Annotated in this window: 12 protein-coding genes and 1 riboswitch; of the genes, 6 read left to right on the plus strand and 6 right to left on the minus strand. The window is 47.0% G+C overall.

The window, feature by feature from the left end:
* The first annotated feature begins 580 nt into the window (after nucleotides 1-580).
* From BLS62_RS23825 to ettA, 3 genes are all read left to right on the plus strand, one after another.
* Nucleotides 581-1,189, plus strand: a complete 609-nt coding sequence (locus BLS62_RS23825) for an HAD family hydrolase (RefSeq protein WP_093187110.1) — start codon at nucleotides 581-583, stop codon at nucleotides 1,187-1,189.
* A gap of 376 nt (nucleotides 1,190-1,565) precedes the next feature.
* A riboswitch (cobalamin riboswitch) is annotated at nucleotides 1,566-1,779 on the plus strand.
* A gap of 48 nt (nucleotides 1,780-1,827) precedes the next feature.
* Nucleotides 1,828-2,493, plus strand: coding sequence for an energy-coupling factor ABC transporter permease (locus BLS62_RS23830; protein ID WP_093187113.1), 666 nt, complete (start codon nucleotides 1,828-1,830; stop codon nucleotides 2,491-2,493).
* A gap of 246 nt (nucleotides 2,494-2,739) precedes the next feature.
* On the plus strand, nucleotides 2,740-4,389 hold the full coding sequence (ettA, locus tag BLS62_RS23835) for an energy-dependent translational throttle protein EttA (RefSeq protein ID WP_093187116.1): 1,650 nt from the start codon (nucleotides 2,740-2,742) through the stop codon (nucleotides 4,387-4,389).
* A gap of 55 nt (nucleotides 4,390-4,444) precedes the next feature.
* On the opposite strand, the gene BLS62_RS23840 is transcribed toward ettA, so the two are convergent.
* Both BLS62_RS23840 and BLS62_RS23845 read right to left on the minus strand, forming a co-directional pair.
* On the minus strand, nucleotides 4,445-5,188 hold the full coding sequence (locus tag BLS62_RS23840) for a type III secretion system effector phosphothreonine lyase (protein ID WP_159436567.1): 744 nt from the start codon (nucleotides 5,186-5,188) through the stop codon (nucleotides 4,445-4,447).
* A gap of 306 nt (nucleotides 5,189-5,494) precedes the next feature.
* Complete coding sequence (locus BLS62_RS23845; RefSeq protein WP_093187121.1) at nucleotides 5,495-6,397, minus strand: glycosyl hydrolase family 18 protein; 903 nt, start codon at nucleotides 6,395-6,397, stop codon at nucleotides 5,495-5,497.
* Nucleotides 6,398-6,671: 274 nt separating this feature from the next.
* Between BLS62_RS23845 and BLS62_RS23850 the strand changes: the two genes are divergently transcribed.
* The gene (locus tag BLS62_RS23850; RefSeq protein WP_093187123.1) at nucleotides 6,672-6,935 is read left to right on the plus strand and encodes a hypothetical protein; all 264 of its coding nucleotides are present in this window, start codon (nucleotides 6,672-6,674) and stop codon (nucleotides 6,933-6,935) included.
* Here the strand turns inward: BLS62_RS23850 and BLS62_RS23855 are convergent.
* Both BLS62_RS23855 and BLS62_RS23860 read right to left on the minus strand, forming a co-directional pair.
* A complete protein-coding gene (locus tag BLS62_RS23855; RefSeq protein ID WP_093187125.1) occupies nucleotides 6,900-7,274 on the minus strand; it encodes a DUF2293 domain-containing protein in 375 nt (124 codons plus the stop codon). The two genes, BLS62_RS23850 and BLS62_RS23855, sit on opposite strands and share 36 nt — an antisense overlap.
* A 21-nt stretch (nucleotides 7,275-7,295) precedes the next feature.
* Nucleotides 7,296-9,347 carry a bifunctional diguanylate cyclase/phosphodiesterase gene (locus BLS62_RS23860; RefSeq protein WP_208991064.1) on the minus strand — a complete coding sequence of 684 codons (2,052 nt, stop codon included), beginning with the start codon at nucleotides 9,345-9,347 and terminating at the stop codon, nucleotides 7,296-7,298.
* A gap of 394 nt (nucleotides 9,348-9,741) precedes the next feature.
* Between BLS62_RS23860 and BLS62_RS23865 the strand changes: the two genes are divergently transcribed.
* On the plus strand, nucleotides 9,742-10,371 hold the full coding sequence (locus tag BLS62_RS23865) for a helix-turn-helix transcriptional regulator (RefSeq protein ID WP_093189513.1): 630 nt from the start codon (nucleotides 9,742-9,744) through the stop codon (nucleotides 10,369-10,371).
* A gap of 24 nt (nucleotides 10,372-10,395) precedes the next feature.
* Here the strand turns inward: BLS62_RS23865 and BLS62_RS23870 are convergent, their stop codons facing one another.
* Nucleotides 10,396-10,998 carry a helix-turn-helix transcriptional regulator gene (locus tag BLS62_RS23870; protein WP_093187127.1) on the minus strand — a complete coding sequence of 201 codons (603 nt, stop codon included), beginning with the start codon at nucleotides 10,996-10,998 and terminating at the stop codon, nucleotides 10,396-10,398.
* Between the two features lie 206 nt (nucleotides 10,999-11,204).
* Complete coding sequence (locus BLS62_RS23875; protein ID WP_093187128.1) at nucleotides 11,205-12,092, minus strand: LysR substrate-binding domain-containing protein; 888 nt, start codon at nucleotides 12,090-12,092, stop codon at nucleotides 11,205-11,207.
* On the opposite strand from BLS62_RS23875, the gene BLS62_RS31400 reads away from it, so the two are divergent.
* Nucleotides 12,003-12,218, plus strand: coding sequence for a hypothetical protein (locus BLS62_RS31400; RefSeq protein WP_200798626.1), 216 nt, complete (start codon nucleotides 12,003-12,005; stop codon nucleotides 12,216-12,218). The two genes, BLS62_RS23875 and BLS62_RS31400, sit on opposite strands and share 90 nt — an antisense overlap.
* Nucleotides 12,219-12,223: the final 5 nt, after the last annotated feature.

The following is a 12,223-nucleotide window of genomic DNA, read 5'->3' on the forward strand; positions in this document are numbered from 1 at the left end:
CTTGGCCACTCCAATACACTTGGGAATAATTGACCGCAATTGTTTCGCATCTCTTAATGAATTTAGAAAAAGGAGTAAGTTATTATTTTTTGATGTATATTTAGGATATTTTGTAGCGTTATTTGAAGTTATCTAAATAATAATTTGAATATTTTATGAATCATCTTGTTTGAAATGTATGTGTTTATTTATATATTGATTTTTAGTAAGTATCTAACCGTATTTATCTAAATTTAGATAGATAATTTACCACGGGTATCAACGGTGTTTCTATCCTTATTTCACAAAGCTAATCGATTAATTTTTTATGCGTTTTTGAGTTGCATTGTGTCTCTTCATATACGCGAGAAACGGCACTAAGGTGATCTCAGGTTATGCAGTGGTCCAGCTTGTTCTTCTATTCCGCCCTTACAGTTCTGCAACCAACTGGTGGTGAGCGTGACAATATTTTGCCGAGCTGGCAAACAAGTCCTACCCGGCATGGCATTATTGAGGCAGTGCAACGAATGAGCCGGCAGAGTAGCCCGGACTATGTAATGTTGGAGGACCGTGTTGCTATCTTCGTTGGAGATGGTGTGCTTTGGGGGATGAGACTGGGGGCGCTGATTTTGCGGTTAATTTCCCAGGGACCGAAGGGACCTTTGAAGACCTTGCAGCCTACTCAAAACAGGTGCGGTCTCACCTCATTGCGGAAGGCCCTCTTTCTGTTGGTCCTAGATATCGTGAATACGCGTATTTGCCTTTGAAGGAGCTGATTGGCTACTTGAGAGCACAGAAATTCCAGATATGGATTATCAGTAGTGGCGATCACGAGGTGGATCGCGCGATGGCAAAGCTGGGTTTTGATGTTCCACGTGATCGCGTCATTGCCCTTTCTGAGCTGGAGATGAAGAAAGCCACCACAGCCCTAAAACACGTTATCTGGGAACGTATTGGCAGGGTGCCTCGTATATTCGTGGGGAGAGCTAAGAACGATAGTGCGCTATTCAACCTTGCCGACAAAGGCCTGAGCACGTTGACAGTTCAAATGAGCGTGCCCGCTAAAGCCTTAAACCAGCCAGTGCTTTCAACCTACGATTTAAAGAGTGATTTGATGAATACCTGGGACTTCGTTCTTTCCCCAAAAACGCATTGGCAAAGGACTTATGCATGGCAGCCGGTTGATCCTGTAGGTTTAACTAAGAATTAATCGCAAAAACTCAGACATTCGTATGATTTATTTAGTTACGTCTTTCCTTCTTTCTAGTTTAATCGATTTAAAAATAACTCTATTGTGTGCTTCTAATTTATTTCAGCAGTTCAGATAGGTAAATTTATTAAATTTGATGAATATCAATGAAGTAATGGGGCGCTCTGATATCTCTGTGTTCAGCTTCGGCTGACACTCGGATGGGGGAGTGTCAACTATCTTAAGGCGTGTACCAACGGGTGCACGCCTCTTTTTTTGCCCAAAATTTTGTTTGGTCTTGCGCTATCTTCAATTTTTGCTTCAGATCTAAATTGCGCCTCGGTTACCGCAAGTGTGTAGCTCTTGGAATTGAAGGTTGTAGTCTGCGTATTTTTCCTTGATATTCGCGGCGTTGGGTTCCGCAGGAGCAAAGCTCCATGGACGAAAAGGGAATGCGGTAGGGATGACCAAATAATGGGCCCGAACCGCAGCTGCCCCCGCAACTGTTACGTGGTGTGTTTTTCATAAAAGCCACTGGAGGAACCCTCTGGGAAGGCGAAATACGCAATAAGCCACAAGCCAGGAAACCTGCCCGACATGACATAAACTCTGCCCTTATGGGCACTATCGCACGGTGGGTGCGGCGAGGAGCATATAATATGCATATTGAACCGGGTTACGTTTCCGCAGCTAAGGTTGCTGCTGCCAATGTGGGCGTTGTTAGCCTCTTTCTCTGGGGGTGCAAACAGCAACTTTCCGAGTTTTTCCAAAAGCCGTTGATGCCAGTTAAAACTCTGCTGGCTGCAGGGTTCTTCTCTCTGTTTATGCAGAGCTTTCATATGAGCGTAGGGCCATCTGAATTGCACTTTGTTGGTGCTATGGCGATGTATCTGACACTTGGCTTTACACCAGTCTTACTTGGATTTGCTGTCGGGCTTTTGTTTCAAGCGATGGTGTTTGATCCGCAGGACCTTTACCACCTCGGCATCAACAGTTTGTCTTTGATGTTGCCGTTGGTTTCCGTTCATTACCTGTCTGGTCGCAAGCTGTTTGCTGAAAAGCTTGCTCAGCGCGTTACCTTTGCTCAGATCCTCAAACTGGATGCCATTTACTACACGGGTGTCACCGGCATGGTCGGCTTCTGGCTGATGATTGGCGAAGTGGCAACACCCTTTACGGCATGGGGTCAGTTTGCACTGTCTTACCTTGCCATTGTTGCACTGGAACCATTTGTAACGTTTGGCGTTGTGAAGGGACTTAAGGCAGTTGAAGACAATGCGATTGTTCAAAAGCTGACTGTGGTTCCGCAGCTGAAATTTGCGTGAATCTGTTCAGCTTAAGAGCTGTTTTTGATCACTAAGACTTTAAAGAGGTGGCTGCGCAGAGCAGTCGCCTTTTTTGCTTAGGCAGACGCTTCGGCTAATGTCGGGATGAATATCCCAAGTCACCAACAAAAAATGGCGGTTTTTAGCGCTGCTGAAGTGTTATGGATTGCCCCTTGGCGCAGCTTCTATTATGAGTGCTCCTCAGAGATTTCTTAGTTTACTCAGATCAGGAGATGCAGGCACCTCATGGCGCGCCAGTTCATCTATCATATGCACGGGGTCTCCAAGGCCTACGGTACAAAAAAAGTCCTCGATAATATCCACCTGTCGTTCTACCCAGATGCGAAAATCGGTATTCTGGGACCTAACGGTGCAGGTAAGTCTACTCTTTTGAAGATCATGGCTGGTCTGGATACAGAGTACAGCGGTGAAGCTTGGGCCGCAGAGGGTGCCAAAATTGGCTACCTGTCGCAGGAGCCGCAGCTGAACGAGGACAAAACCGTTCTTGAAAACGTCATGGAAGGCGTTGCGCACAAACAGGCTATTCTTGATCGCTACAATGAGCTGATGATGAACTACTCTGATGAGACTGCCGATGAAGGCGCTCAGCTGCAGGACGTCATTGATGCGAAGGATCTGTGGAATCTGGAAAGCCAGGTTGAGATGGCAATGGAAGCGCTTCGCTGTCCTCCATCTGACGCAGCTGTCGCTAACCTTTCCGGTGGTGAACGTCGCCGTATTGCGCTGTGTCAGCTGCTCTTGTCAGAGCCTGACCTGATGCTGCTTGATGAACCTACCAACCACCTTGACGCTGAAACCGTGCATTGGCTGGAACGCCATTTGCGTGAGTTCAAGGGTTCAGTCTTGATCATCACCCATGATCGCTACTTCCTTGACAATGTGACTGGCTGGATTCTGGAGCTCGACCGTGGTCAGGGCATCCCTTACGAAGGCAACTACTCCACTTACCTGGGTCAGAAGACCAAGCGTATGGCGCAGGAAGGCCGTGAAAACATGGCCCGTTCCCGCGCGATCAAGCGCGAGCAGGAATGGATGGGCATGTCACCGAAGGGCCGTCAGAGCAAATCAAAAGCTCGTATCAATGCCTATGACGCTCTGTTGACTGCGCAGGACGAGCGTATGCCGTCCATCGAACAGATTCTGATCCCGGTTGGTGAGCGTCTTGGTAACAACGTCATTGATGTTCAAGGTGTGTCCAAAGGCTTTGGTGATCGCCTGTTGATTGACGATCTGTCATTCAAACTGCCACGCGGTGGTATTGTTGGCATTATTGGACCCAACGGTGCTGGTAAAACGACACTCTTCAAGATGCTGACTGGTCAGGAAAAGCCAGACAGCGGTGATGTGGTTGTAAGTGACCGCGTTCATCTTGGTTATGTGGATCAGTCTCGCGATAAGTTGGCAGACGATAAGACCGTTTGGGAAGAAATTTCAGACGGCGCCGAAGTGCTCTATCTGGATAAGAAAGAGATCAACTCACGCGCTTATTGTTCGTCCTTCAACTTCAAAGGCCCAGGCCAACAGGCCAAAGTGGGCAACCTTTCCGGTGGTCAGCGTAACCGCGTTCACCTGGCTAAGGTTTTGAAGACTGGTGCAAACGTTCTACTGCTCGATGAGCCGACCAACGATCTTGACACCGAAACCCTTGCTGCTTTGGAAGATGCGTTGGAGAGCTACGCCGGTTGTGCCGTGGTTATCTCGCATGATCGTATGTTCCTTGACCGTCTTGCGACACACATGCTGGCCTTTGAAGGCGATAGCCATGTTGAGTGGTTTGAAGGTAACTTTGAAGACTATGAGAAAGACAAGGTTCGTCGCCTGGGCGCACACGCTGCTGACCCAAGCCGGATCAAGTACAAGCCGCTTACTCGATAAGTGTGGTTTGACTTAAAGAATTAAGGCCCGCACATGCGGGCCTTTTTTATCAGTCCTACAAGGACAACAGCTCAAAGACTGGCTCTCTTTTCAAGGCCTCGGTTTGAGCAACTCCTCCGTCACGGGTGCTGCGCTCCTCATTGCGATAGCTCGCAAAATCCCAGTGGTGTGGAGAGACATCAGAATCTGGCCGTTTGCCAGGTTCAAAACCTTCCAAAGAGAGCTTGTGTTCGATTGCTTCAATGAAGGATTTGTCGGTTTTTATATCTTGGGCGGTGTACTGAGAATCTCCTGCAGTTGGGCGGAGGTAAAGGGTAAATTGCGCACCTTGCTGAACACGGGAGCCTTCTGACACGCGGGTCATATCAGTCACTTTCCATTTATCGACCGGAGAATCCTCGGAAAAGAGAAGCGAATTTATTGCGTCATAAGCCTTGGGTACCTGACTTGGCTGTATGCTGAGGTGGATTTTATCACCGGCGTATTTGCCTTGTGCTTTGGTATCTACGCGTTTTGAGTGGATGAAGCTGTCCTGATTTTCGATGTTGGAGGTCTGCCATCCGTTGTTTTCTGCACCCCAACCGCTGCCCTTAGCAGATTCAAATGTTGGTGCATTAAATGCAGGACGAAATACAGGTGCAGGCAGATCTTTGATTTGCTGAGAGATCGCATCTTGTTTGCCTGCTAAACCGCCTGGCTGGTTGGCTTGCGGATTTGCAGCAGCTTGCTGACGAGGCTGGTTGAGCAGTGAAGGGGCAACCGGCATTTTGAGTGACAGGCCGCTGGGAAATTTGGGCACTAGATTTTCTCCAAATAACAATTGTGAAGGCTGCGCGATAAGCAGACGCGTGTTGTTAGGGGGCTTATGTTTTGCAGCCCTTGCGAGAAGGCTACAAAACATGCAACGCGCATGGCGTGCCGGCTGGCACTGATCACAATGTTTTTAGTTTCGAATTAGCCTTGGTGGTGATTTGCGGAAAAACCTGTCTGGTTTGCTAAACTGGACACATCAAATTTAAGACATCGCATTGTTAGCGCAAAACTGCATGGCCCTCACCTTTGAGAGGGGCAGGAATGCCCCTCTATTTTAGCGGGATATAGCTCGTTAATTGCCCGTATCGTTTCCTAGTGCCTGTGCCATAACCGCTGCCCAGCCGTCTGTACCCTGGCTGGAGCCGTAGGACGTGGGATACTGCCAGCCCATTACGCCGGCGAAGTCTGGGTTTTTTCGGAGGAGTGGAGTGACCAGGTAACGTTCAACCTCACCTGATGTTAGGTAACCGGTTCCCGCGTTTTCTTGTGTTGTTGGTTTTCCCAAAATGAGTTTAGAAAAGGGAACACCGGTCGATGCTATCCCCAAGATACTCGAGGGAAAGGTTGTTTCGGTGACTGGGATCAGGCCAGCAACTTTGGCTGTTTCCTGCTCTGCATTGTCGCCAACGTACCAAGGATTGTTGTAGTACTGGATGTTGTAGAGATCGATTGCATCCCCTGCGTTTTTAGCAACGTCAACGTAGATCTGTGTGAAAGAACCCGGAGCGCCGCCATAAAAATAAGGGGCTTGTGGTGCGTGGGTTACAAAATTCTGACCGGCAGGGAGTTGTTTTTTGAGAGCTTTGGATAGATCGACGAGGAATGTAGGGGCATTGTATCCGGTGTAATTTGTATCCTCCCAGTCGATGTCCACACCGTCAAGGTTTTGAGCTTTGACCATTGTTGCAATTTGTTGGGCTGTCCCATCTACATCATTTGCGAGTGCTGCCCAAGCGGTAGTCGTAAAGACCTCACCTCCAATGGAAACAAGGACACGTTTGCCTGCTTTTTTGAGATCGCTGATCAAATTGGGAGCGTTGAACATGGCCTGAAGTTCGACACTTGGTGTGAGCTTTCCGCTGGCATCAACAATGATAAAACAAAGGATCACAGTTGTGTAGTCACTTTGAGCCATCTGTGCGATTAGATTTGCGTCGGTGCTGAGAGCATAGCCAACTATTTCTTTATTCGGCATCTTTCGTCCTTTTCTTTTCACAACCGAAGTGATTGCAACTGATTGACGAAATTGCAGAAGTGGTGTGATCTTGATGGTGTGGTGTAGTTAATGAATCACGAATTTCCTGTTAGATTTCTGATCTGGCCTCAGGAAGGGGTGCCGAGCTTTGCGTATCACGCATACCTGACATTTACGCTACATACGTAGATGTGCCGATGTGACGCATACGTGGCGGTGTTAAATTGACGTAAGTCAAGCCAGTGTTTACCCCATAAAAATAACGGGCACCCCAATGAGCGATATCACTCTGTCTTCTGCGGCATCTGCGCAGGATGAAGATCCCCTTTTCTTCAAACTACTGTTTCTTGTGCCGGTATTAGGCTGGATGTTTAAAGATGCAATCTATGGAAATAGCGAAGCGAAATACTATTTCTGCGCCAATATATTTGTTGGCTGGGGTCTGGCCATTGCCCTCTTCGGATACCCTGCGATTATTATCCCTGCGCTTTCTCTCGTTTTTCTAGCCTTTGTCTGGATCATTGGTGTTTGTCGATAAAATGCTTTGGTCTTGTTCGCCGCTTTGTTGCGAAGTGGCGAGCAGCTCTTCTGCCGTTATTCGTCCGCCCCAATCTGCAATAACGGTTTCCATGTCAGCCGCGACACAATAACGAGCGGCATCTCTGTCCAATCCGGTATCTAAAAGCTGGTCGTAGTCGGTATATTGGTGGCGGACATAGCTCGTCACAGCCAAAAACACTGCAATATGTCCGGGAAGTTTTCTCAGGTGTGGTTGGTTCGCTTTTCTACGAATTTCCAATGCATCAGAATACGGCACAAAGGGAACCTGAGCTTGCAAAGCTTGTGTTACGCCTTGCTGTCGCTTTGTCTTTCCCACTTTTGATCTCTTTAATCTGCCTCAGTAATGGTAGTTTATCATAGAATGAGGAAGGACGGGTAAGTCCTGCTTTACCGGATTAGATGGGATGTGAGCAGATTGAGTGATATTTGTTTCTGGTGACAGGCTTAGAACATGCTCCCGGTAGATGTCCGAAAAACGTTGCATAGGGGCGTGGTAATCTCCCTGAACCAACTCAACTTTCAGTTCTTGCATTATGGCTTCAGCTTTCTCAGTTTTAATTTCCGAGAGGATGATCTTGATATTTAATGCGTGCGCAAATTCTGCTGCCGCGGTGAGCAGGCGCGCTGTCTTGGTGTCTTCAAACAACTTCTCAACCGACCCTGCATGAACTTTGATGTAGGTGATGTTGAGTTTTTGAAAGTGCTCAATCTTCAATCCACTCGATTCAAAATGGTTGACGCAGATTTTAATGCCGCGCTTCGTTAAGGCGTTGAGTTGGGTGATGAGAATGCGGGCGTTCGCACGCAATAACACTTGAGAGGGGATTTCGAGTACAAATTTTTTGGGATCGACATCACTGTCCTGCAATAGATAAATAAGGTCGTCGCAGAACCCCTCCTTTAAAAGTGAGGGGATTGGGATACGGAATATGAAGCTGCATTCACTCATTGGGGTGCGTTGACAGGTTTTCATGGTGTTTATGATTGCTGCAATTGCGGTGTCGCCCAAAATGTTGCTGAAGCTGGCATTATCAAAAATGCGCTGTAAATCGTTCCCACGCGCTATTTCGAGGATCTGCGGAGGCCAATCTGGCACTGCTTCCAGAAGGGTCAAATGCTTGCCTTCCTGTGAGAGTATGGGCCTGAATTTCGTGCCAACACGCTTTTGCAGGAATGCTTGTTTTGCGGTGTGTTGGAGAGCCATCTGACGTTCAAGACGGGTGCGCATGGCCTTACTAAAGAGGCTAACTCGATTTCGGCCACGTTTTTTTGCGTGATATAGAGCTGTATCGGCGCTTTCCAGAAGCTCTTTCACGTTTGTTGCATGACGAGGGTAGACTGCAGCGCCGATGCTGACTTTGGGTCTTATCTCACAGTGGTCGAAATAAACAGGGCAACTGAGAGCAGCCGGTAACTCTTCCAAGAGCGCACGTATCTGGCTGCAGGTCGCTCCTTCAACAAGGAGAGCAAACTCATCTCCGCCTATGCGAACTGCTGAGATCGTGTCTGTTTCCAATTGCTTGAGGCGGTCAGATATAGCGACAAGGGCGGCATCTCCCGCTGCATGGCCATGAGCATCATTGATGACTTTAAGGTGGTCCAGATCCACGTAAAAGAGACCGACCCGTTGGTCAGGATGATTTATGCTCTCAATTGCGTTGGTGATCGAGCGTTCGAAGCTGTCTCTGTTTCGCAGGCCCGTGAGCGGATCTATGTTGCAAACCGTGAAGACTTCTTTGGCCTTCCCAGTCTTGTGCGCATTCAATTGGGGTTCACGGCCCTCAAGTATGGGTTGAGATTGGGCCGTCTCTTTATGTGAAAGGATGCGGAGCAAGCCGGGAGCTAGTATCTTTGCGAGGCCCTTAAAGTTCTTTAGCTTTTGAGGAAGATTGATTGGTGGATCCATCAGCGTGGTTCCACTCTCTGACATGGAGTTTGATGGCCAGCTGTAGGGACCGTTGTTTTCAATTACATCAGCCTGGCAAAGAGCACCAACAATGGCAATAATCTGCTTGTTTCTGATAAGCGGCATGATGGCGGCAAACTGAATGGATGCAGGGTCTTTTTGAGCAGAGCTGTAGGTGTGTGGTTTCTTTTGTTTGAGCGGAACAATCAAGACTTCTTCTTTTGAAGGAGGGGTCTCAATCAACTCTTGCAAAAGTTCAGCCAGTTGATTGCGATGACACTCTATGGGCTGAGATAAATAGAATGACTCTGGCAGCATTTCTGTGCCGACCTCCGTCAGAATAAATGTCGGCAGTTCGAAAAGGCGCTCATATACGCGCAGGATTGATGCAGCAAAATGCGGTGGCGGATTTTCAGAATGATCGTGGCTGGCTTTATGGAGTGCATGATCCATGCTGAATTTTGTATTGCCCGCTTTCGACATTATTCCCACCATTATTGCTCGATTATTACTTACTCCTTAATTGATAGTTATTATATGCGAGTAGGCAAAAGGAAACGGTGCTGTTCTCTGATAATTGAGGGGGTGTTATGAGGAATACTAGAAAAATACTAGATAATATTTAGGAAAACGGGGATAAAATAGTGGAGATTCTTATCAATATATGAAAAGTGAAATTTGTTATTTGCAGGTTACATATATTTCTGAGCGAATTGTCTGCGTAACTCCCTATTTATGACAAGCATTATTATCTTATGGGTAAGAATTCGGTGTTTCACCCTGTTCGTAGACCTCAACTTTGCTCTGGAATTTGTAGGAGATTTTATTTGAAAAGCGGAAACTTTTCATATGATTCCCGTTGTGTTATGTGTTTCTCATGAGTGACCGCACCAAAGATCGATTGTTGTATGCGCTGAAATCGCGCGGGCCCAACACAGCTGCGACCCTAGCCAAACACCTTGGGGTTACCGCTGTTGCTGTTCGTCAGCATCTTGATGTTCTTTTGGAAGCAAGCCTCGTTGAGTTTGAAGACCTTAGGGGTACGGTTGGTCGTCCAAGGCGCACCTGGCGGATTTCAGAGACAGGCAACAGCAAGTTTCCGGACAATCATAGTGGTGTGCTTGTTGATCTTCTGGGCAACATTAAAGACCTATATGGCGAAGAAGGCCTACAGCGATTGATTGATGCGAGAGCCGATCAATCCAGACAGTCCTATCTCGCCGTAATGAAACCTGCAAAAAGCCTTTCGGAAAAACTCAAATGCCTTGCTGAACAACGCAGCGAAGAAGGGTATATGGCAGAGGTCTTGGAAGATGGGGCAGAGAGTTTTCTTTTTGCTGAAAACCACTGTTCCATTTGTGCCGCTGCGGTGACCTGCCAGCACTTTTGTAAGGCAGAACTTAACTTGTTTCAGGAAGTGCTGGGTGATGACGTTCAAGTTGAACGTTTGGAGCATATCCTCAATGGTGACCGTCGTTGTCTCTACAAAGTTTCTCAATGTAAATAATAGTGCGGCATGAATGTAATCGATTTAAACCAGCACTGAAAGCAACATAGCAAGTTCCACTCGGCTGCCGACGTTGAGCTTCGCATAGATGTTTTTGCGGTGCGTTCTTAATGTATTTGTCGTGATGTCCATATCAGCGGCAATTTGAGGCTCAGTCTTGGTGCCGGACAGCTGCTCAAGCACCACTGTTTCTTTGTCCGTTAAGCGGAAGAGAGTGGTGGCCTTCTGGATATTGATCTGCAGTTGAAATTCCATATCGGTGATGAAAAGGAAAAACAGATCCTCAGTATCTGTATCGATCAGTCGAATATCGATGTGAATTGGACGAAGGAACGCGTCATCTCTGCGGATGATAAGTTCCTGTTTGACATCCAGATCAATTGTTGCTGTTGCTAAACTCTGTGCGTTCTGGAAATCTCGGTGATGACTGAGATCTGTAAATTCCAGTTTGCCTGCGTTGATTTTTATTTGAGGCGTACGTGCAAACAACTTTTCTGCAAAGGCATTGCAGCGCAGAATGGTACTGTCTGCCTGAATAAGTGCAGCCCCTTTGTGTAGCCGATCCAAGCACTCAGCTAAAAGCTTGTTACAGGTTTCGTCTAGTGATCGGCTGACGACATCATTCAAAGCAAATTTATCCTGAATTTATATTTGGTAAATACATCGAGTCTGGCTCAATGATAATTTCTGACACTATTATAGGAATTCTAACAATGTAAGAGTCGTTCCTATAATTTGCAGATAGTAGTTTAGTGAAAAATCGATAATACGTATGCACTGATAAATCAATTTATGTGTTTATTCACAGCATCAGGATGAATTAAGTGCTTTCATTAATTGGTAACCGCCTGCAAACACCTAGAGAGGGCTATGTAATCGTCTCTTTTAGGTGAGTTTTTACGCCATGCTAGACCTATCCTTCGGGAAGGCTGAGGTTCTGAAAACCTTAAAAGGCTAATGCGTTCGTCATTTATCTCAGTATCAGCGCATATTTCCGGCAGGACGGTAATCCCGTAGTCAGCTGCTACCATATGAAGGACTGTTGCAATACTTGTGGCACCAACATTAGCTGATTGATTTTGGCCTATTGCATTGCAAAAACTGAGTGTTTGGTCGCGAAGACAGTGGCCTTCTTCCAGTAGCAAGAGGTTTTCGCCAGTTAAGTCCTGCGGCTTCACTCGTTTGCGTTCATCTACATGGCGAGCGCTGGACACAGCCATCAAAAAGCGATCCTCGAAGATTAGCAATTCTTCCAGTTCAGATTCTTCCAAGGGCAAAGCAGCAAGAACAACGTCCAGATGCCCCTGCTTTAGCTCTTCGATTAAGTTCCTCGTCATAGTTTCGCGTAATATCAGATGTAGTTTCGGGTACTGAGAAGTCAGGGCTGGCAGAAGCTTTGGGAGAATATAAGGTGCAAGAGATGGGATCACGCCAAGCCGAATTGTTCCACTGAGTGGAGAGGCTGCGTGTTCCGCGTAGTCCTTTATGTCTTGTAGTTCTCTTAGAATTTGACGGGCTCGATGAGCTATCTCTTCACCTTCTGGTGTCAAATAGATTGAGCGAGCGTTGCGTTCAATGAGAGCTATGCCAAGCTCTTTCTCCAAGTCTCGTATTTGCATGGAAAGAGCTGGTTGAGAAATACACACTTCATCAGCGGCATTGCCAAAATGGCGGTGTTTCTGGAGCGCGACAAAGTATCGAAGTTGTTTGAAACTGGTCATATCGATAAGAATAACTTATCGGTAGCAGAAATCAATCTGATTGGCGCTTATGGGCAAACAGGCCTACGTTTCTTATCGAAAGTTCAACAGCCTCATTCATTAAATGAAGGCTTTACCCAGATCTAGGGAGT

This window comes from Pseudovibrio sp. Tun.PSC04-5.I4, assembly GCF_900104145.1.
In the GTDB taxonomy this organism is placed as follows: domain Bacteria; phylum Pseudomonadota; class Alphaproteobacteria; order Rhizobiales; family Stappiaceae; genus Pseudovibrio.

Excerpts from the sequence above, each read along its gene's own strand:
- BLS62_RS23875 (WP_093187128.1), bottom strand. The coding sequence starts at position 12,092 with ATGACCAGTTTCAAACAACTTCGATACTTTGTCGCGCTCCAGAAACAC.
- BLS62_RS23850 (WP_093187123.1), top strand. The coding sequence starts at position 6,672 with ATGAGCGATATCACTCTGTCTTCTGCGGCATCTGCGCAGGATGAAGAT.
- BLS62_RS23860 (WP_208991064.1), bottom strand. The coding sequence starts at position 9,347 with ATGTCGAAAGCGGGCAATACAAAATTCAGCATGGATCATGCACTCCAT.
- BLS62_RS23865 (WP_093189513.1), top strand. The coding sequence starts at position 9,742 with ATGAGTGACCGCACCAAAGATCGATTGTTGTATGCGCTGAAATCGCGC.
- BLS62_RS23830 (WP_093187113.1), top strand. The coding sequence starts at position 1,828 with ATGCATATTGAACCGGGTTACGTTTCCGCAGCTAAGGTTGCTGCTGCC.
- BLS62_RS23845 (WP_093187121.1), bottom strand. The coding sequence starts at position 6,397 with ATGCCGAATAAAGAAATAGTTGGCTATGCTCTCAGCACCGACGCAAAT.
- ettA (WP_093187116.1), top strand. The coding sequence starts at position 2,740 with ATGGCGCGCCAGTTCATCTATCATATGCACGGGGTCTCCAAGGCCTAC.